Source organism: Fictibacillus enclensis, assembly GCF_001457035.1.
GTDB lineage: Bacteria > Bacillota > Bacilli > Bacillales > Fictibacillaceae > Fictibacillus_C > Fictibacillus_C enclensis.
This window is the reverse complement of the sequence record NZ_KQ758617.1, coordinates 503,172-520,671: the sequence shown is the minus strand read 5'-3', so window position 1 is coordinate 520,671 and position 17,500 is coordinate 503,172. Positions and strand designations below refer to the sequence as shown.

Annotated in this window: 24 protein-coding genes and 1 pseudogene; 5 read left to right on the top strand and 20 right to left on the bottom strand. The window is 42.2% G+C overall.

The features are described 5' to 3' along the window. Positions 1–96: 96 nt before the first annotated feature. From AS030_RS02750 to AS030_RS02705, 11 genes are all read right to left on the bottom strand, one after another. A complete protein-coding gene (locus AS030_RS02750) occupies positions 97–894 on the bottom strand; it encodes a DUF817 domain-containing protein (RefSeq protein ID WP_061968117.1) in 798 nt (265 codons plus the stop codon). A gap of 30 nt (positions 895–924) precedes the next feature. Then, complete coding sequence (locus AS030_RS02745) at positions 925–1,149, bottom strand: helix-turn-helix domain-containing protein (RefSeq protein ID WP_061968114.1); 225 nt, start codon at positions 1,147–1,149, stop codon at positions 925–927. A 10-nt stretch (positions 1,150–1,159) separates the two neighbouring features. Next, positions 1,160–1,642, bottom strand: a complete 483-nt coding sequence (locus AS030_RS02740; protein ID WP_061968112.1) for a DUF2975 domain-containing protein — start codon at positions 1,640–1,642, stop codon at positions 1,160–1,162. A gap of 183 nt (positions 1,643–1,825) precedes the next feature. Then, positions 1,826–2,197 carry an iron chaperone gene (locus tag AS030_RS02735; protein ID WP_061968110.1) on the bottom strand — a complete coding sequence of 124 codons (372 nt, stop codon included), beginning with the start codon at positions 2,195–2,197 and terminating at the stop codon, positions 1,826–1,828. Positions 2,198–2,247: 50 nt separating this feature from the next. Then, positions 2,248–2,451, bottom strand: coding sequence for a hypothetical protein (locus AS030_RS24655; protein ID WP_338082292.1), 204 nt, complete (start codon positions 2,449–2,451; stop codon positions 2,248–2,250). Next, positions 2,451–2,711 (bottom strand): hypothetical protein, encoded by a 261-nt coding sequence (locus AS030_RS24650; RefSeq protein ID WP_338082291.1) that lies wholly within the window; start codon positions 2,709–2,711, stop codon positions 2,451–2,453. Before AS030_RS24650 ends, AS030_RS24655 begins: the two co-directional genes overlap by 1 nt. 247 nt (positions 2,712–2,958) lie before the next feature. Beyond that, positions 2,959–3,735, bottom strand: a complete 777-nt coding sequence (locus tag AS030_RS02725; protein WP_061968107.1) for an AraC family transcriptional regulator — start codon at positions 3,733–3,735, stop codon at positions 2,959–2,961. Positions 3,736–3,759: 24 nt separating this feature from the next. Then, positions 3,760–4,335, bottom strand: coding sequence for a LysE family translocator (locus AS030_RS02720; RefSeq protein ID WP_061968104.1), 576 nt, complete (start codon positions 4,333–4,335; stop codon positions 3,760–3,762). Positions 4,336–4,458: 123 nt separating this feature from the next. Continuing rightward, positions 4,459–5,871, bottom strand: coding sequence for a HAMP domain-containing sensor histidine kinase (locus AS030_RS02715; protein WP_061968102.1), 1,413 nt, complete (start codon positions 5,869–5,871; stop codon positions 4,459–4,461). Beyond that, entirely contained in the window at positions 5,855–6,544 is a 690-nt protein-coding gene (locus tag AS030_RS02710; protein ID WP_061968100.1) for a response regulator transcription factor, read from the bottom strand. Before AS030_RS02710 ends, AS030_RS02715 begins: the two co-directional genes overlap by 17 nt. A 68-nt stretch (positions 6,545–6,612) precedes the next feature. Beyond that, positions 6,613–7,689 (bottom strand): hypothetical protein, encoded by a 1,077-nt coding sequence (locus tag AS030_RS02705; protein WP_061968098.1) that lies wholly within the window; start codon positions 7,687–7,689, stop codon positions 6,613–6,615. Positions 7,690–8,064: 375 nt separating this feature from the next. Between AS030_RS02705 and AS030_RS02700 the strand changes: the two are divergent. Both AS030_RS02700 and AS030_RS02695 read left to right on the top strand, forming a co-directional pair. After that, a pseudogene (locus AS030_RS02700) lies at positions 8,065–8,418 on the top strand (EamA family transporter); the annotation flags it as partial. Between the two features lie 7 nt (positions 8,419–8,425). Beyond that, a complete protein-coding gene (locus AS030_RS02695) occupies positions 8,426–8,938 on the top strand; it encodes a GNAT family N-acetyltransferase (RefSeq protein ID WP_061968096.1) in 513 nt (170 codons plus the stop codon). Positions 8,939–9,065: 127 nt separating this feature from the next. Here AS030_RS02695 and AS030_RS02690 read toward each other — a convergent pair whose 3' ends face one another. The 7 genes from AS030_RS02690 to AS030_RS02665 all read right to left on the bottom strand — a co-directional run bounded on the left by AS030_RS02690 (position 9,066) and on the right by AS030_RS02665 (position 13,731). After that, positions 9,066–9,293 carry a hypothetical protein gene (locus tag AS030_RS02690; protein ID WP_420889631.1) on the bottom strand — a complete coding sequence of 76 codons (228 nt, stop codon included), beginning with the start codon at positions 9,291–9,293 and terminating at the stop codon, positions 9,066–9,068. A gap of 19 nt (positions 9,294–9,312) precedes the next feature. After that, the gene (locus AS030_RS02685) at positions 9,313–10,305 is read right to left on the bottom strand and encodes a DUF4003 family protein (protein WP_061968094.1); all 993 of its coding nucleotides are present in this window, start codon (positions 10,303–10,305) and stop codon (positions 9,313–9,315) included. A gap of 77 nt (positions 10,306–10,382) precedes the next feature. Beyond that, positions 10,383–11,207: a pentapeptide repeat-containing protein gene (locus AS030_RS02680; protein ID WP_061968092.1), complete on the bottom strand. Its 825-nt coding sequence runs from the start codon at positions 11,205–11,207 to the stop codon at positions 10,383–10,385. Between the two features lie 159 nt (positions 11,208–11,366). Then, on the bottom strand, positions 11,367–11,795 hold the full coding sequence (locus AS030_RS02675) for a VOC family protein (protein WP_061968090.1): 429 nt from the start codon (positions 11,793–11,795) through the stop codon (positions 11,367–11,369). Positions 11,796–11,909: 114 nt separating this feature from the next. Next, the gene (locus AS030_RS23395) at positions 11,910–12,074 is read right to left on the bottom strand and encodes a hypothetical protein (RefSeq protein WP_156412550.1); all 165 of its coding nucleotides are present in this window, start codon (positions 12,072–12,074) and stop codon (positions 11,910–11,912) included. Positions 12,075–12,198: 124 nt separating this feature from the next. Then, on the bottom strand, positions 12,199–12,378 hold the full coding sequence (locus AS030_RS23910; protein WP_061968087.1) for a hypothetical protein: 180 nt from the start codon (positions 12,376–12,378) through the stop codon (positions 12,199–12,201). A gap of 138 nt (positions 12,379–12,516) precedes the next feature. After that, complete coding sequence (locus AS030_RS02665) at positions 12,517–13,731, bottom strand: MFS transporter (protein WP_061968085.1); 1,215 nt, start codon at positions 13,729–13,731, stop codon at positions 12,517–12,519. A 232-nt stretch (positions 13,732–13,963) separates the two neighbouring features. Here AS030_RS02665 and AS030_RS02660 point away from each other — a divergent pair, with 232 nt between their 5' ends. Next, complete coding sequence (locus AS030_RS02660) at positions 13,964–14,560, top strand: YczE/YyaS/YitT family protein (RefSeq protein WP_061968083.1); 597 nt, start codon at positions 13,964–13,966, stop codon at positions 14,558–14,560. A 60-nt stretch (positions 14,561–14,620) separates the two neighbouring features. Here the strand turns inward: AS030_RS02660 and AS030_RS02655 are convergent, their stop codons facing one another. Next, positions 14,621–15,835: a dicarboxylate/amino acid:cation symporter gene (locus AS030_RS02655; RefSeq protein ID WP_205728266.1), complete on the bottom strand. Its 1,215-nt coding sequence runs from the start codon at positions 15,833–15,835 to the stop codon at positions 14,621–14,623. A 65-nt stretch (positions 15,836–15,900) separates the two neighbouring features. Then, positions 15,901–16,164 carry a hypothetical protein gene (locus tag AS030_RS02650; protein WP_061968080.1) on the bottom strand — a complete coding sequence of 88 codons (264 nt, stop codon included), beginning with the start codon at positions 16,162–16,164 and terminating at the stop codon, positions 15,901–15,903. 184 nt (positions 16,165–16,348) lie between these two features. Here AS030_RS02650 and AS030_RS02645 point away from each other — a divergent pair, with 184 nt between their 5' ends. Beyond that, a complete protein-coding gene (locus AS030_RS02645; RefSeq protein WP_061968078.1) occupies positions 16,349–16,702 on the top strand; it encodes an NAD(P)-binding protein in 354 nt (117 codons plus the stop codon). Next, the gene (locus tag AS030_RS02640) at positions 16,629–17,288 is read left to right on the top strand and encodes a phytoene desaturase family protein (protein WP_162264538.1); all 660 of its coding nucleotides are present in this window, start codon (positions 16,629–16,631) and stop codon (positions 17,286–17,288) included. The genes AS030_RS02645 and AS030_RS02640 overlap by 74 nt, the downstream gene beginning before the upstream one ends. Positions 17,289–17,500 lie beyond the last annotated feature (212 nt).

The following is a 17,500-nucleotide window of genomic DNA, read 5'->3' as shown; positions in this document are numbered from 1 at the left end:
CTACGATACGGTCTTGAAAAAACGAGCCCCAGGTCCCATGACTAAAGTGAAAAAGTTACGGTGATTTTATCAACTCTTTACCGTTCACATTTACGTTTAAAGTGTTGTCTTAACAGATTGAACAGTACCCACCGGCGTTTTTTCCTTAATCTGCTTTAACGTTGCTACGATCAGAAAGCTAACGATCACGAGTAAGAGCCACGAGCTCACCTTTCCCAGATGAACGAGACTCCATGCATTGGTTTGGTTTGGGTATTGCCAGGCTCCAAAGAACGTTGCGATATTTTCAGCGATCCAGATAAAAAAACCGATGAGTACAAACGATAATGATAGAGGCATACGGTACCGGGTTCCGTTCACATTATAAGTTACCCATGACTGCCAAAAGACGATAATCACAAGTCCAGATAACCACCAGCGAACGTCCATCCAATAATGGTGGGTGAAAAAGTTTAGATAAATCATAGATGCAAGAGATACCACCACCGAAAATGGCGGCCACTTTACCAGTTCAACCTTAAGCCTTCTCCACGCCTGGCAAAGATAACTCGCTACACTCGCGTACATGAATCCACTATACAAAGGCACTCCAAAAATTTTGAAAAACCCTTCCTCTGGATAGGCCCAGGAACCCATATGTACCTTGAAAAGCTCAAGAGTGAGTCCGATCAAGTGGAACAAGGTGATCACCTTCAGTTCATCCCGTGTTTCAAGCCCTGAGCGTACCATTGCCCATTGCATCAGAAGGCAGATGATTAACAACCAGTCGTACCTTGCCAGTAAGGGAAGTGCAACGATTTTTGTAAAAGCCAAAGAGGCAAAAATAACAACTGGAAATAAACATGACAGGGCCTGCTCCCAACCAAAACGAATGAGTTGTTTTAGTGCTCCCATGATTTGTGCCTCCCTTTTTGAATGTTTCATTTATTGATCCTTGGTCTCTTCATCATTTCGGTACTCCAAAATATCTCCGGGTTGACACTCCAACGCTTTACAAATCGCCTCCAAAGTGGTTAATCGAATCGCTTTTGCCTTTCCATTTTTCAAGATAGAAAGGTTAGCCATTGTGATTCCAACCCTCTCCGAAAGTTCTGTTACACTCATTTTCCGTTTTGCGAGCATCACATCAATATTGATTATAATTGCCATGTTCGTCACCTCAGACTACTAAGTCATTTTCTGATTTTATATCAATGGCATCTTTTAAAAGCATTTGAAGAACAGCAGCAAAGACTGCAATTACGATTGAAGCAAAAATAATGACCAGTCCGATTACGATGATACCTGGGGCGTCATCCATCTGCGCTATGAGGTAAAAGATTGGCATCCCCAATCCGATCAAGACACTGATTGTAATTGCACAATATTTTATATTCTTTAAAGCTCTTACCGATCGTTCAGAGAAAGCTATATTCTTATCGATGTAACTTAAAAGCCTGAATGCTTGATAGAGAGCAAAGTAAAAGGGTATAGCCGATGCATATAAGTCGAGAAAAATGAGATATTTCAAATAAGCATGATCTGGATTTAATTCTGCGATATATTTGGCAATCTCTGGCACCAAAAAGAGGCACATAGCAAGAACCGGAAGTCCAATAAGAAAAACAGCTATTTTTAAAAAGAGTGTTGATACCCGTTTCATAAAAAGACACCTCACTTTTTTATTGTCAAATTGAATTTAACACACTATTTATCGTTTTACAATAAATCATTATTGTTATTTATTATATTGTTATTGTTAAATAAATATCCCTGGCATGTAATAAAATAAAAAAAGACGCCTATCTTCATAAAGATAGGTGCCCAATAGTTGAAATTAAGTATATTATTTCCGCCAAAAGGTTGTATGTTCTGCTTTATCCTGAATATTAAATTCGATCATTTTTTTCAGCAATTCGTAATTAACCGGCTGTTTCCAAGGAATCCGGAACAAGCCTTTTGTAAAGCTGTAGCCGGCTTGCGCAATATCATCCGCAAAGTGAGTAATGCCTGCCTCTTCAGGTGACACACTCAAATGATGCTTTGCTGTAGAAAAGCCGATGATAAAGGTGCCATGATCAGTAAACATGGGGTTATTCCACTTAATCTGCGGTTCCAAATGGGGGAATTGATTCGCGATCCACGTTAATATTTCCTCCGTTCGGCTGCGATGGTCCGGGTGATCAATGCCATCTATATATTTTACGAAAACGTCCATCCTCATCCTCCTCTACTGGTATGCTAATGTCTCCTATTGATTCTTCGAGTTTAATTTTTATCTTTGATGTGTTTCTTACTTCGAAAGTTCTTTTTAAGAATGATTTTCGGTTCTCCTTCGTCATCCGTGTATGTGCCAATAATATCGAAGCCGGTTTTAATATTTAAAATCAGCATGCTTCTCCACTTATTTTTGGTTTTTGTTTGTACGGCTTTGTACTCACTTTCTTTAGCATGAAGATGCTGCTGCTCCATTAATTTTGAGGCAATCCCCTGGTTCCTGTATCCACCCCTCCCAACCAGCTATAAAACTGTTCCCGATTTAGCGCGTATCCTATCTTATAGCCGACCATCTTTTCTCCATCCACTGCCACATCAATTCGCAAGTCAGGTTTTTCCTTCATTCGGCCAGCCAGGTCATCCGACCCGCCAAAGATTTTATTATGTAACTGGATGATGCCCTCTACTGTCTTGCGATCGGGATATGTATTAAAATGAATATACTTAATCGCCATGTAATTTGTTCTCCTATTTCTAGCAATATTTACATATCTCTTCTTCATCACGCCCGGACAATCCTTGTTAACGCATTTAATCCATCAAAAAAGCGCCATCTTGTAATGGATAGGCGCCAATCCATGGTTAAGTTAAAAATTTTATAGGATTACTCCTGAAAAAACACCTTTTAGTACTTCTTTTCCGTTCTGATTTTCACATAAAAAGGATGCAGCAATAGATGTTCTAAAAGACATACCTCCTTTCTCAATTTAAATATGACATGTATTCAAACGCTGTTATTCCATAAACTCTTTTAAAGTGTTTGTTTAAGTGAGTTAAATCAACAAAGTCACATTCAGCTACTGCTGCATAAATATCTCGATTTTTATCGATTAAGTGCTTGGCACGTTCAAGTTTGCAGTTAAGATGATATTGGTATGGTGTAATTCCAGTATGAGTCTTGAAAAATCTAATAAACTGAAATTTAGATAAACCTAGCTCCATACTAATCTCCTCGAGTTTAAGCACATGGTTTAAGTTTGCATGCAGTATATCCTTTGCTTTTCTGATAAGGGCATTATCCTTTTTACCATCTAAAGATAAATCCGTTTGAATCAGTCCATCAGAAAGCGCCAAGAGTTGTTCGCTGCAGAAAGCCTCATCTTTTTCACCTAAGATTGCATTAGCTAGATTTAATACTCTTTTTTCAAGTTCAAAATCGTATACGATTGGGGTTGAAAAGCATACAATATCCTTTTTCTCGGCGACCTCTAAAAGCAATTCCGGATCAATATATACCATCACATACTCAAGACCATTCCTATTATGCGCCATTCCATCATGTGCTTGTTCAGGATTAAAAAGCATAACACCATTTGGATAGGACAGCTGTAAACTCCCATCCAAGGTATAATGTTGAACACCACGTAATGTCACACCAATTGCATATTCTTTATGATAGTGCTTTTTATACTTAAAATCAGTCATACTCGCAGACAATGCCGTAATACCTGCTGCCTTTTTATATATAAATTTATCCATTTATTTCACCTCTTTAAGCACTGCCTATTTCCAAATCATCAGTGTAGCATAAACCAAAGAAAGAGCCATTACTACATTGACAACCCTATCATGCTTTTGTAGAAACTCCTTGAAGATTGTACCGAAAAGAATCCACGCAAGAAATGCTAAGAATCCAATGACCGTTATAACAAAAACACTTATTGTCACAACTGGCATGTCGGTATAGTAGGGTAAAATAAAGCTAGGAATGACGGTCATTGTAAATAGTACCACTTTTGGATTTAAAAACTGCATAAGGAAGCCCGAAATAAAAGTACCAGCATGGTTGTCGGCCGGCTTTGATGTATCCATCGTGTATATTTGATAAGCGAGATATAACATATAAATGGTTCCGATAATCTGCATCCCTATTAAAATTTTTGGCAGGACCGCGATCAGCATCGTATTCAACATCGCAGATAAACCAAGTAATAAACCAAAAGCAATCGTTGCTCCATAGGTATATTCGATTGCTTTTTTTGATCCATAATTATTCACTGTCGATAAGATGACGATATTTGTTGGCCCAGGAGTGAAAGTGACAATCAAACAGTAAATGATAAAAGATGCAATATCCATGATGAAAACTCCCCTTTCAATGTTTTCATCTAAATATACATCTGGAAATTTCGTGACATGTAGTACATTATTGCATTAAAAAGGGAGTAGAAAATCTTCAGTAAGAAAAACAGAAGAATTCGGCTAATCCATATTCCAAACCATCGAAAATGTACTTCCGTTCGGGCTGCTTTCCTTTAACACCAGATCGGCGCCAAGCGCCTTTGCGAGCATTCGGCTGAAAGGAAGCCCTAGTCCAAGTCCGCGTACCTTTAGCTTTTTCTTTTCGCCTCGGAAAAAACGTTCAAAAATGTAGGGCTGCTCGTTTTCAGATATGCCTGAACCGGTATCCGCCACATCAATCCTTTTATCGGAAACATTGACGGTGATGTTCCCTCTTCCGCTCATGGCCTGAGCCGCATTATTCAGCAGGTTGATCAAAATCTGCCGCAAGCGGAGAGGATCTGTTTCTTTATAGATGATTTCCTCCGTCACAAGGACGGCGCACTCTACATTGGATTGCTGGGTAACACTCCACTCCCGAATGATTGCAGGAATAAGTTCATTCAAATTGCAGGTTTCTGGATAAAGCGTAAAAGCACCTGCGGAAATGGAATTGAAGTTGAGCAAATCCGCTATCATGGTCTGGAGACGGTCAATTTCTTTCAATGTAATATCAAGAAATTCCTCCCGTTCCTCACCTGTGACCACTCCGTCTCTCACTGCCTGAACCAGGCCGCTGATTGAAGTAACAGGTGTTTTCAGATCATGTGTAACACCGGCCAATAGCTCTGCCCGAAGCTTCTCAAGCTGTGTCAGGCGCTTGGTCATATCTTCAAACGATGTGACCAAGTCATAGATTTCCTGTTCCCTTACATCCTTGTTCAGTTTTACATCATACTGTCCATCTTTTATGCCGCCTGCTGCAATGGCAACCTCCTGAATCGGTTTAACAATTTTTTTGGACAGAAAGTAAATGACCAGCCAGCCTAGAAGTCCGAGTCCCACAAGCAAAATAACCAGAAGGCGGTATTCCTGATTCACTTTTGCAAGTTCCTCTTCATCCTGCATGACGACAACCCACCCTTTCTGGCTGCCTCCATTAATGGGAGCCTTCACGGCATAGAGCTTTTCGCCACCAGCCTCAAGAGTTTGAAAAGATTTTGAATTGGATATGATTCGAGCTGGCAATTTTAGCTGAAAAGGGTCTGTGCGGTTATGGCTTTTCCCACCACCGCCTCCCCTTCGTCCAATATCATTCCCCTCTGCATCTGTAATGAAAAGCAGGGGCTGCTGCTCCATATCAAGCACGCCCGATCGCTTGTCAAAGCGTCTGTCAAATGCATTAAATTGGTTTCCTCCCGATGATTGGGCAATCCGGTCAGCTGTCTCTTCCGCCAGATATTGCAACAGGTTTAAGCGATTTTCTATCGTCGTATACCGGATCCACCAAAAAGATCCGATGCCGAGAAGAAGAAGGCCGATGCAAAGAGAGACCAGGTAACGGGTTGTCCAATAGGTTAATAGACTCGTCCGCTTGTTATTTTTCGTAGACACTGAACTGATACCCCAATCCTCTGTATGTCCGGATTTCACCACAGTCCCGAGACCAGCCGGAAAGCGCCTGCCTGATCCGTTTTACTGCAAGATCAACGGCCCTGTCACTGCCCTCATAATCCATGCCCCACACCTGGTCAAGGAGTTCTTCTCTTGTAAATGTCCGGTTCGGCCGCCCGGCAAGGAAAAGAAGAAGGGACAGATCCCTTGGCGTCAACAGGGCGGATTCCCCATCAACTTTTACCTGGCTGGATTTGGGATGAATGCTCAAGTTACCGAATTGCCAGTGGTTATCTGACTCCAGTACTTTGGACGAACGGCGCAATACCGCATGGATCCTGGCAATTACCTCTTCTCCGACAAAAGGCTTGGAAATGTAGTCATCGGCTCCCTGGTTCAATCCTTTTAATTTATAATCAATATCCCCGAGAGCCGTCAGCATAATGACCGGGCAGACACTGCTTTTCCGGATTTCCTCCAAAACACCCCAGCCATCAAGCTCAGGAAGCATCACATCAAGGAGCACAAGGTCGGGCGAGTGCTCTTTGAATTTGGTCGCAGCTTCAAGACCGTTAAATGCATGCTGCACAATAAAGCCCTCATGCTTCAAGTAAACAGTCAAAACTCTCGATATCGTTTCTTCATCTTCAGCGACTAATATCGTTTTATTCATGGCGTCCTCCTCTAACATTCACTATACAAGAAAAATCCCTGGTGAGAAATACCAGGGATTCTTGTGAATTAAAGGCCTGCAGCAGTTGATGAGGTTCCGTTTTGGTTTTGAGTATTACTGCCTTCCTGGCTGCCATCTCGATGGCGGGGACCGCCATGACCATGTCCTTTGCCAAACCCGCCAGCACCAAAGCCAAATCCTTTCAAGCCAAAGCCATCGTCACCAACCATGTCTTTCAATTTATCCGGATTTTTATCTTTAATTTCTTCCATCAAATCTCTGGTTGTTTTATTTGTCGTTGAGATTTTCAGTTCCTTTGCTAGTGTTTTCACTTTCAGATCTGTCACTTCAGATTGAATTTGACGGATGGACTTTCCGTCAATTGTAATGTTTAATTTCTTAGCTTCGGCTTTTGCTTTCGCTGACTGTACTTCCTGCGCCACCTGGCGGATATCTTTACCCGATACGGAAATGCTATACGTTTTACCATCCTTCTTCACTTGTGCCGTGAACACATCTTGCTGCAGGGTCTGCAAATCTTTACCGGAGGTGGCCACTCCAAGTTCTTTTGCTTTTTTTGTCAACGCTGCTTTTTGCACATCCTGTCGCAATGTTTGCTCATCCTTGCCAGATGTGGCCACTCCAAGTGACTTCGCTTCCTTCTTCAGCTCTGTTAAGCGAATATCGCCCATAAGGGTGTCCGCTGTTTTGCCTTTTGTTGAAATCCCTAGTTTCTTAGCTTCATTTTGAAGCTTTTTCAGCTGCACTTCTTGAACAAGCGTATCCGTTGTTTTTCCGGAAGTACTAATGCCAAGCTTCTTCGCTTCCTGTTTCAAGGTTATCTCGCTGATTTCTTTCATTAATGTTTCAGCATCTTTACCGGAAGTGGAAATCCCCAGGGATTTTGCTTTAGCCAAAAGCTCGTCTGAATTTCCGCCAAAAAAGCCTCCATGGCCACCAAACTTCCCAAATCCTCCATGGCCATGTCTCATGCCACCCAGATCAGACTTGGACTGTGAAGGTGATGCACTTTGCTCTGTTTTTGATGTATTGCTGCTCGCCGCGAATGCCGTGGATGCAGCATAACCTCCAACCAAAACCGATCCAGCAAGGGTAAACGTTAAAACTGACTTATTCATTTTCATTTCTATTCCTCCTAAGTATGTGGATAAGGATCGTTGCTGTCTGAACCTTATAACCATACTCTACCGGGCGAATATGTCAGGAGAATGTCAGTTGCAAGGTAATTTTTTTTAAAAGTGACCCTCATTATTGAAAATTTGCGATTGAGTGGATTACTCCTCTGTTTATTGTGTCAGCTTGAAGTCAAGCCGTACAATCTTTGCTATAATCAAACACAATTAGAGTTTGAATAGACGCGAGGTGAAGCAAAATGTTTTTGGCCCCATTATTTGAAAATGATGTACCAGCAGCATCCTTCTGCTCATAATGGAGTGAAGGTGACTGCATCTCTCCGTTAGGGGCATTTCTGACCTGAATAAAAAGCGGAGGGAATAAAAATGAAAAACACTTTATTAGGTTCTATATACTTAATTTTAACTTCCAGCATTTGGGGTGCGATGTATGCCGTTGTCAAAGTAGTAGTAGAAGTCATACCCCCTTTAGAACTTGTATGGATGCGATATGTAGTGGTTATATTAGCCCTTCTGATTATCGGTTTGATCACACGACAAAAGTGGCGAATCGAGAAGAAATATTTTTTCACCATTATCGCCATCGGGATCATTGGCAACGCCATTACTATTGTTGCTCAGGAAACAGGTACGATGCTTTCTACAGCACAAATGGGAGCCATAATCACTTCTTCGCCCCCGGCATTTATGGTTATTTTCGCTCGCTTAGCAGGAAAGGAAGAAAAGAATGATCAGGGAAGCAACTTCGAACGATTTAAAGGATATTCTAGCTATCTATAATGACGCCATTCTCAATACTACCGCAGTATACGCCTATCAACCTCAAACCCTCGAGAAAAGGCAAATTTGGTATCAACAAAAAAGAGATGAGAATTACCCAATACTTGTATACGAACAAGATAACAAAGTGGTCGGATTTGCCACATTCGGTCCTTTCAGAGCCTGGCCAGCTTACAAATATTCAGTTGAGCATTCTGTGTATGTGGATAAGGAATACCGAAAAAAAGGAATTGGGACGTCCCTGCTGAAAGAATTAATTGCTATTGCCAATCAAAGAGAGTATATTACCTTAATTGCCGGGATTGATGCAGCAAATGAGAAAAGCATCGCCATACATAAGAACATCGGCTTTGTTCATGCTGGTACAATAAAAAAGGCAGGATTTAAATTCAATAGATGGCTAGATTTAGCTTTTTATCAACTGGAACTTAGCGGTCCTGAAAACCCTACAGAAGAGTAATTTGGAGTAACCTTCATGGAGCTCCTCCGCAAATGTGCCCGTCTCCATTTTACTCAAGTAACTGGTTTAGAGAATGGTGAAAGGGAACAATTCGGGTTCCCTTTCATTTTTTTAGAGAAAAAGTGATCTAGTCATGGTCTTGAATCATGTCTTTGTACATTTTCTCAAACAGTTCCAGCGGGAGTTTAAACTTAGTGGTTTTATCATTCTGCCAGTAGGTGACCAGTTCAATTTGATTTCCCTTTTTCTCAACTTCCAGTAAAGCATTTTCACCTTTATCTCTAACAGAAACAAAACTGTTCCCGTTTTTCTTTTCCTTGTGTTTATAATCATAGTTCAAACTAAAAATGCCCATATCGCCCACTCCTCCACTCTTAACTCCCTCCATCACCAGAGGAACTCACCACCGTTGCAGCTGAAACAGCCGCAATCATGGCCGCTTGCTGCGCCTGGATGATGGCATCCACTGCAGCATAGATACCCGTTCCTAGTAATGCAGGGTTATCCAGCTTTTCACTCATGGTTAAGTTGGCCGCCATGATCAGGTTCATATCTTTATGCCACCTGAACGGTTTTTCGCTGCCTAAACGGTCGGAGGCCTCTAAAACGGTCAGCACTTCATTTTCCCCGTCTTTTAGCAGAGCGAGAAGACCGACCAGCGGGTAATGCATTCCCTTTGGCCTCTTCCATGACGTTTTAAAGGTGTCGTATACCTTTATGGATTGCCGGACCAATTCGTCTGGATTTGTTTCACTATCAATAGATAAAATATGGCTTAAGAACTGCAGGTCATTTCCTTTTGAAAAGCCATTCTTGCTGAGCTCCTTATAAAAATGCTCTACATGATCCATTATTTCATCCACGGTTCCATCTCTTCCGGCCAACAGGACCGCAAGCGGGTAATCGGTACTTGAGGTAAGGAAGAAATGATGGGACGACATCCCTTTGTACACCTTCATCACACGATCAATGGGAATGGAATTGCCTTCTTCCTTCTGACCAAGTAACACCTGTGCTGCCAGGTAGGTGGAAGCTCCGCGGCTGAACCGTTCATCGACCATTTGCTCGTAAATCTCAATTAGTTCGTGAAACTTTTTTTCCGGCTCGTCAAAATACACATCCAACATAGCTCCAATGGTAAATCGGGGTGTTGATTTCAGTGTATTAAAAGCACCGACGTTATCCTTGATATAGTCACTTACCTTCAAAAATTGTTGTAAATGAAAAGGCTTGTTGTTGACCACATACATGGAAGCGATCATCATCAGCGTTCGCTGGTCACTGACCTTCCATTTAAGCGCTACTTTTAACTGTTCATATGTATCACGGTAAGCTTGAAGTTTTTGTTCCAGAAATGGGGGGACCATCTGTCATCTCCTCTCTTTATTCCTTCTAATCCTATAACGATCGGACAGATCCATAAGTTCCAATTTTCGGATTAAAACTACATCCAATGCTCCGGATGCTTTAAGTGAGGAGGAAGCTTTGTTTTACGATTCCCTTTTGCGGCGTTTACCTGAATTTGCGTAAGAAAAATACTTCCTCTTATATCCGCCCCACTTAAGTTTGTATCCCTGAGGTCTGCACCAATCCAGTCACATCTTCGTAAATCCGTATCCCTCAGATCAGCGGCAATTAGCAGCGTACCTCTAAAGTCACTTCCTTTAAGATCCGCTTTTCGCAGCTTTGCACCCAAATAACTGATGCTTTTCTTTTTTGATGCATTTTTTCCCTTCCTTACCAGTTTACTGGTACAAAGCAAAAGATCATTCACTTGGGATCGATGAGCCTGTACATCCAGGAGCAACAAAGCCTCAGGCTTCATATTTGTAAGACTTTCGATCGTTTCATAGCGGTCTTGTAAATCCGTTTTTATGGATTGGGTTTCTTCCCTGTTCAGTGCTTCCTTTAAATAATAGAGCATTTCTTGAAGCTGCTGCATAACCGGGAAAACGTTGAACATCTCCTGCGCACGTTCCTTGTCCTTATGCCAATCCAGTCCTTTATACGTCAATTGGGAGACTTTTTGTCCTGCACCAAAACAGTCAAAGACAGTGCAGCCTTTAAAGCCTTTTTCTCTTAAATTTTGATGAATGCCGCATTTATTATCGTGCTGAAGGTTGGGGCATGGCGTTCCACTGTCTTTGTTTAGGGCAAAATCAGCAGACTTGGCAAAGGGCAAGGCCACACAGCAGAGCCCAAAGCACTGATCACAATCAGCCCTTAACTCTTCAAGTCCTTCTGCACTTTCCTTTACATGATGAATCATATCAGGCACTCCTTTGTTACTTGGTTCTTTCTCCAACTTACCAAATTTTTGAAAAGTAGCGAAAGTAGTTGATTCCAAGAGACATTCTTCAGCTTAAGCCCCGTTTCCTCTTCTCAAATAAAAAAAGCCGCCGAAGCAGCTTTTTTTATTCATAATCTTTTATTGATTTGAACCCATGGCTGAAATTTGCCAGGTGACGCCATATTTATCCGTGATCTGGCCGTATGAAGGACTCCAGAAGGTTTCCTGCATTTCCATGATGACGTTTCCGCCTTCACGAAGGTTCTCAAAAATTTCTTTCGATGATGGGATGTCGTCGGTGATCAAGGCAATCGTTACCTGGTCTCCTGTTTGATAAGGCATTCCAGGGAATGTATCGGATAGCATTAAGTCTGTATCGCCTACCTTAAGATGGGCATTCATTACGCGATTTTTCGCTTCTTCCGGTGTTGGGTGTTCCGGGTTATCCGGCATATCACCAAACGTTTGGACTCCAAGCACCTTTGCGTTTAACGCTTTTTCATAAAACTTTACTGCTTCCTGACCGTTTCCATTCGTCACCAAATAAGGATAAATACCTTTAATCATCACGACACCTCATTTTAAGTTTTTATACGAACATGTGTTCTTTACCAGTTTACTACACACTTACTATGTAAGCAACCACTTTTTTCATTTTTCACCTTAAAAAGAGAACCGATCTTACATCGGTCCTCCGCTCAGCGTGCTGCTGCTTTCTATTTTTTCAGTTTCAAGCAATGGAGTGGATAGAGTTTCAGGTTCCGAGTCTTGGTGGCTTTTGCTTATACGCACCAAAATTCCGACCATAACCGCAGCGGCAACCAACAATAGCAATAACCAAAGCATAAGAATACCCCCTCATTAATAATGTTCCTACTAAACATGCATATGAGTTCCCGGGCAGCGATATAACGCTTGGTTTCTCTTAACTGATGCAACGTTGCTCCTTTTAAAACTACTGGTTCAACTTCTACTGGTTCAACTTCCTCTCCACTTTCACTCGTCGTTTGTTGGCAACTTCCAGCATACTGTTTTGTCTGCCTATCTCCCTTTTAATATCCGACAGCATGATCATGATGCGAAGGAGCAAGGCTGAAAAGAATGCAAAAAAGAGAACGATTCCCAACTCAGAGTGGGTGGTAAGAAACATTAAAAATTAACCTAAAAAAGTCATTCCAAGAAATAACCCCAAAAATTTCATGCTGCCCCAACTTCCTGTTACCTTATTGCTTTTTATTGCATTATTAATCTTCTCTCTTTTTGTTCATCTTCCTTCTTGAAAACAAATTTATTTTGCAGCCGCAACCGGTTTTCTGCTGTTCTGCTTTTCACGGATTCGGTATTGCAAATAGATAAGTGAAGCAATGATAAACGAACAAACGCCAAACGTGATGACCATCTTTTCAAATCCAATCGTATCAAGAAACAGACCGGTTAATAGCATTAAAATCTGGAAAATAATGTTGTCAGTCATGCCTTTAATTGAGAAGAAACGGCCGTGGTATTCTGCCGGAATATCGGTCTGAAAAATAGTGGTTGTGACCGGAAACAGCAGCCCCATTGCCAAGCCAAAGAAACCGAATGAAATGACCGACATCACCAGATGGCTGGCCATAAACAAAGAAATATGGGCCAGAGCGCTTATAAAAACAATGCCAAATAAATAGGGCAGTTTTGCTTCTTTTAAAAACCGCTTGGCGAGATACGTCCCCAGAAATACGCACAATCCCTCGGTGGTGTAAAGAATCCCTTTGATCCCCGGATAGTGCTGGATTTGGCTGATCTCGATCACCATAAGATTGAATCCAGAAAGAAACAGATAGGGAGGAATCAATAAAAGGATGCCATACACCACTTTGTGCTGGTCCCTCACGATCGGATACAGATCCTTTAATGTGCCGAAGAAACTTTCCTTTTTGCCGCCTTCCGTTTTCTCTCTCGGTGTTACGTCCACTTTCATATAGAACGTGGCAATCAGCAATATAACATAGGAAATCAGTGTCACAGTGTATAGAGCAGATAGTGACATGCCAACCAGCATGACTCCTCCCAGTGCCGTCCCTGCAATCCTTGCCCCTGTAAACAGGTTCATATATACTCCGTTCGCCTGCAGCAGCTCTTCTTTTTTCACAATCAACGGGATGAGGGTCTGCATTGCCGGATTGGAAAAAGTTCCTGAGATACCGATCACGAATGTGTAGATCAGCATCCACCATACATTGTTGTAAGCGATTGCCAAATACATGAAACCAATGGCCAGACACCTGGCAAAACCTGAATAGATCAGGATTTTCTTTTTGTCTCCCCGATCAATGATCCTTCCTGCCATCGGAGCTAGAAACACGCCGACAAGAAATCCCGATAATAGGATCAGCGCCTGTAAAAACGAGGAATCTACGTTCTTTTGCAAAAATTCCAGGTTACCGATAATCCCAACCCATAACCCTGTGCTAGAAACCGCTACCCCAAACATTAATAATAAAAAGTTTTTATTGCCCCACATCTCGCTTCCCCTCTTCCCCACACCCTCAATTTAAACAACAACCATATTTTAGCATGAGAAGCTGAGAATCAGGATAGTCTTTTGAATCATAATTCTCATGTTTATACGGTAACAATTTTGGGTTAATAAATCCGCATCTGATGAGTGAGTGTTAACAGCTATTTGCATAGATTGAGGTAAAGGACCTTGGACATTTGTTTTCAGGGTCTTTTTTCATTAAAGGAGCGGACAAATGACCTGCAAAGGCTTCATTTTTTATTTCATCGGAATTTTAATTTTAACGCTTGGGATTGCCTTATCCATTATTTCGAATCTCGGTACTTCCCCTTATGATGCCTTCCTGGTTGGTCTATTCAGAACCATTGGTCTCACTGTTGGTTCCTGGGAGATTATTATCGCTTTGGTGATGATGGGCATGAACGGCGTTCTTTTGCGGAAACGACCGGAATTCCTCGCGCTTGGAACTGCGATTGTGACTGGTGCAGGAATCGATGCCTGGTACTTCTCTCTAAGGGGGTGGATGTTGGCAGACACTGTTCTTATCAAGCTTCTTTTGCTCGTATTGGGCATGCTTTTGATCGGCATAGGCACGGCCCTTTATTTACAGGGAAATATCGCTCCCATCCCTTTGGACCGGCTCATGCTAATTCTTCAGGAAAAACTCGGCCTCACCCTTAGCACCTCCCGCCTCCTGATCAGTATGATTGTGCTTTCTTTCGCTTATTTCCTCCATGGGCCGATTGGAGTCGGCACCCTAATGACCGCTCTATTCAACGGCTGGATTCTTTCTCTTTTTATGCCGCGTGCTCAAAGACTGTATCGGGGGTAAAGGTCGAGATTCTGCCGCAGCACACAAAAAAAGGCCCGAAAAGGCCTTTTTTTAATGACTTCATTTATTCCAGCGGTCAATGACTGCGGCATTGGCCACATTTCCGATTACATTTAACGCGGTTCTGAACCCGTCGGTTAACCGGTCAACACCGGCTACGATCGCAATGCCTTCGAGCGGGAGTCCGGCTGCGGTTAAAACGGTTGTCATCATGATAATCCCTGCTCCCGGTACACCTGCTGTGCTAAAGGAAACCAAAAGTGCACTGACAAATACAGCAATAATAAGTGAAGCAGTGATGTGCACATCAAAAAATTGAGCAACAAACAAGGCATTGAAGCCCTGCAAGATGGCTGCTCCATCCCGTTTTAAGGCGGTTCCAAACGGCAGAGCAAAGCTGGCAATCTCCCGTTTCATCCCGTAACGGTTACCCGCATTATCCATCGCTACAGGAAGAGCGGCATTCGAGCTCGCTGTTCCAAACGCCAAGGAAAACGACGGAAAGAAGCTTTTAAAGAAGTTGTTTGGCCGTGCTCCAACCATGAGAAGGATTAGATAATAGACCACTCCCATGATGGCTAAAGCAAGAATAAGCCCCAGAATATACATTAAAAGCTTATTTACTACTCCAAAGCCCTGAGTAGCGATTACTGAAGCCATGAGCGCAAACACTCCGAGTGGTGCCACCTTTAGAATGATTTGCAGGATTTTCTCGACAATCGAATAAACACTTTCAACGAGAGCCAAAAAGGGCTTGGCTTTCTCTTTTACAAGATTCATGGCCACCCCGATGAGTATCGCTGAAATGATCACCTGCAGCAGGTTGGCCGTGCTCAATGCTTCAAACGGATTGGTCGGTACGATGCTGACGAGCCAATCCACTAATGACTGGCTTTTTTGTGCTTTGCCAGGTCCCTGACCAACATCGGTGATGGAAACTCCAGTACCCGGTTTTAACAGATACGCAGTAACCATGCCGATCGCCAAGGCAACAGCACTTGTAATGATATATAAGGGCAGCAGCTTAAGAGTATATGAGCCGATTTTTCCTGTGCCCTGCAGACTGGTTAATCCGATGATCAAGGATGTAAAAACGACGGGCACAACAATAAATTGAATGATACGAATGAATGCTTGTCCTACCGGTGACAGGACATAATGATCGATTGCTTTCACTTGTCCAGGTAAAAAGGCATTTAACAGAGCACCTGCAATAATACCCAGTACGAGCCCCGCTAGGATCTTTGTTGATAATTTCAGTTCTATTCCCTCCACTATTCATAGTTAAATCATAGGATTACTATACAATAAACGAAGCATTCCTCCAACAGAAGTGCTTATCAATGATAATGCGACTGAATGTTCTCCAAATCCTTCAACAGCATACTGATTTCCTGCTGGCTTAGTCTCACCAGCATAGAATCATACAGCGAGATCACCTGGCCCCCTGCATCATTCTGGTGTTTTTGCAAATAGTTGTAAAGTTTCTCGAGCTGAGAAGAAGATAGTATCGATTGCGTCATAAAGTGTTTTACCTGCTGCAGTGAAAACTCGTTTGTCCCCTGATCCAGATCTCCCAAAAGAATGTTTCCGTGTATCTCCATAATCCACACTCCGTTCAATATGATTGATGGGTATAGTTTACCCGTACCTCGAAAAAAGTTTCCTTCTTGTGTCACAACGATCCCTTCTTTCTCGTCTTATTTATAAAACAGAAAGAAGGTATTTTATATTGAAAAAATAGCATCATTGGCGGAGGGCTTTCCGGGCTGACGGCAGCCGTTTAACTTGGCAAAAGCCGGTATTCACACTGTTATTATTGAAAAAGGAAAAGACGTGGGAGGCCGGGCACAAACCGTGAAGAAAAAAGGGGCTTATCTAAATCTCGGGGCACATGCTCTTTATAAAGGAGGCGAAGCGGAAGCGATATTGCATGAACTTAGAATTAAACCTTACGGAGGAATGCCAGGAACGAAGGAAAGCGGCATTTGGAAACAGTCCATCCTTCCACTGCCCCATCACCTTTCTTCCCTTTTTTTTCACAAAGCTCTTTTCCTGGATCGGCATAATGGAATTTGGCAAAGTGATGATGAAACTTACCAAATTAATACGGGAAGCGGTCGGCACAATAAGCCTGCGTGAATGGGCAGAGACTGAAATAACCGATCCCATGGTCAGACATACATTTTACGCTTTATGCAGAACATCCACCTATTGCATTGAACCGGAAAGACTGAGAGCCAAAAATGTGCTTGCCCGGGTGCAAAAAGGATTAAAAGGAGTGCTGTACATTGAAGGTGGATGGCAAACCATGGCTGATGCGTTAAAAACATTGGCCATCGACGCTGGTGTAATTGTTATGAATCATCAATCCGTAGATTCTGTAAAAAAAAACGAGTTTATCCTTTCCCTAAATAACGGGGAGAAACTTGATGCTTCCTACGTGATTTCAACCGTTGGTCCTGAACAAACGTCCTCCTTAGTGGGAGGAGCGGAAGAAACATCCTTAGATACATGGAAGAAACGCGTCAAACCCGTTTATGCCGCCTGTCTTGATGTCTCTTTACGTCATCTTCCACATCCTAATGAACAATTCGCCATTGGCATCGATCAGCATATTCTCTTTACCAATCAATCCCGGGCGGCATCCGTAAGCGAAGATGGCTCTTCTGTTATCAGTCGTTCGGTTTCAGTGTTAATCATACTGGCATCTCCATTATATTTGTAACTTTGGAAAATTCTTATCATATTTCATATCATCTTTTCTCAACCTTATAAAGGGTAGAAAGGAGCAGTTATGTCATGATGTTAAATTTTTTTATCTGAAGGAGATCTGGAACTTGCATAGAAGATTATTGTCGAACCGGTACGAGTTCAAAATGATCACTAATGACTGTTCATCCAACTAGTTAACAAAATTAGCGTTAACAGATTGAACAT

What these genes read in the sequence shown, in the direction of transcription:
- AS030_RS02750 (WP_061968117.1), bottom strand. Translation starts at nt 894, where the DNA reads ATGGGAGCACTAAAACAACTCATTCGTTTTGGTTGGGAGCAGGCCCTG.
- AS030_RS02745 (WP_061968114.1), bottom strand. Translation starts at nt 1,149, where the DNA reads ATGGCAATTATAATCAATATTGATGTGATGCTCGCAAAACGGAAAATG.
- AS030_RS02740 (WP_061968112.1), bottom strand. Translation starts at nt 1,642, where the DNA reads ATGAAACGGGTATCAACACTCTTTTTAAAAATAGCTGTTTTTCTTATT.
- AS030_RS02735 (WP_061968110.1), bottom strand. Translation starts at nt 2,197, where the DNA reads ATGGACGTTTTCGTAAAATATATAGATGGCATTGATCACCCGGACCAT.
- AS030_RS24655 (WP_338082292.1), bottom strand. Translation starts at nt 2,451, where the DNA reads ATGGAGCAGCAGCATCTTCATGCTAAAGAAAGTGAGTACAAAGCCGTA.
- AS030_RS24650 (WP_338082291.1), bottom strand. Translation starts at nt 2,711, where the DNA reads ATGGCGATTAAGTATATTCATTTTAATACATATCCCGATCGCAAGACA.
- AS030_RS02725 (WP_061968107.1), bottom strand. Translation starts at nt 3,735, where the DNA reads ATGGATAAATTTATATATAAAAAGGCAGCAGGTATTACGGCATTGTCT.
- AS030_RS02720 (WP_061968104.1), bottom strand. Translation starts at nt 4,335, where the DNA reads ATGGATATTGCATCTTTTATCATTTACTGTTTGATTGTCACTTTCACT.
- AS030_RS02710 (WP_061968100.1), bottom strand. Translation starts at nt 6,544, where the DNA reads ATGAATAAAACGATATTAGTCGCTGAAGATGAAGAAACGATATCGAGA.
- AS030_RS02705 (WP_061968098.1), bottom strand. Translation starts at nt 7,689, where the DNA reads ATGAAAATGAATAAGTCAGTTTTAACGTTTACCCTTGCTGGATCGGTT.
- AS030_RS02695 (WP_061968096.1), top strand. Translation starts at nt 8,426, where the DNA reads ATGATCAGGGAAGCAACTTCGAACGATTTAAAGGATATTCTAGCTATC.
- AS030_RS02690 (WP_420889631.1), bottom strand. Translation starts at nt 9,293, where the DNA reads ATGGGCATTTTTAGTTTGAACTATGATTATAAACACAAGGAAAAGAAA.
- AS030_RS02685 (WP_061968094.1), bottom strand. Translation starts at nt 10,305, where the DNA reads ATGGTCCCCCCATTTCTGGAACAAAAACTTCAAGCTTACCGTGATACA.
- AS030_RS02680 (WP_061968092.1), bottom strand. Translation starts at nt 11,207, where the DNA reads ATGATTCATCATGTAAAGGAAAGTGCAGAAGGACTTGAAGAGTTAAGG.
- AS030_RS02675 (WP_061968090.1), bottom strand. Translation starts at nt 11,795, where the DNA reads ATGATTAAAGGTATTTATCCTTATTTGGTGACGAATGGAAACGGTCAG.
- AS030_RS23395 (WP_156412550.1), bottom strand. Translation starts at nt 12,074, where the DNA reads ATGCTTTGGTTATTGCTATTGTTGGTTGCCGCTGCGGTTATGGTCGGA.
- AS030_RS23910 (WP_061968087.1), bottom strand. Translation starts at nt 12,378, where the DNA reads ATGTTTCTTACCACCCACTCTGAGTTGGGAATCGTTCTCTTTTTTGCA.
- AS030_RS02665 (WP_061968085.1), bottom strand. Translation starts at nt 13,731, where the DNA reads ATGTGGGGCAATAAAAACTTTTTATTATTAATGTTTGGGGTAGCGGTT.
- AS030_RS02660 (WP_061968083.1), top strand. Translation starts at nt 13,964, where the DNA reads ATGACCTGCAAAGGCTTCATTTTTTATTTCATCGGAATTTTAATTTTA.
- AS030_RS02650 (WP_061968080.1), bottom strand. Translation starts at nt 16,164, where the DNA reads ATGGAGATACACGGAAACATTCTTTTGGGAGATCTGGATCAGGGGACA.
- AS030_RS02640 (WP_162264538.1), top strand. Translation starts at nt 16,629, where the DNA reads ATGGAATTTGGCAAAGTGATGATGAAACTTACCAAATTAATACGGGAA.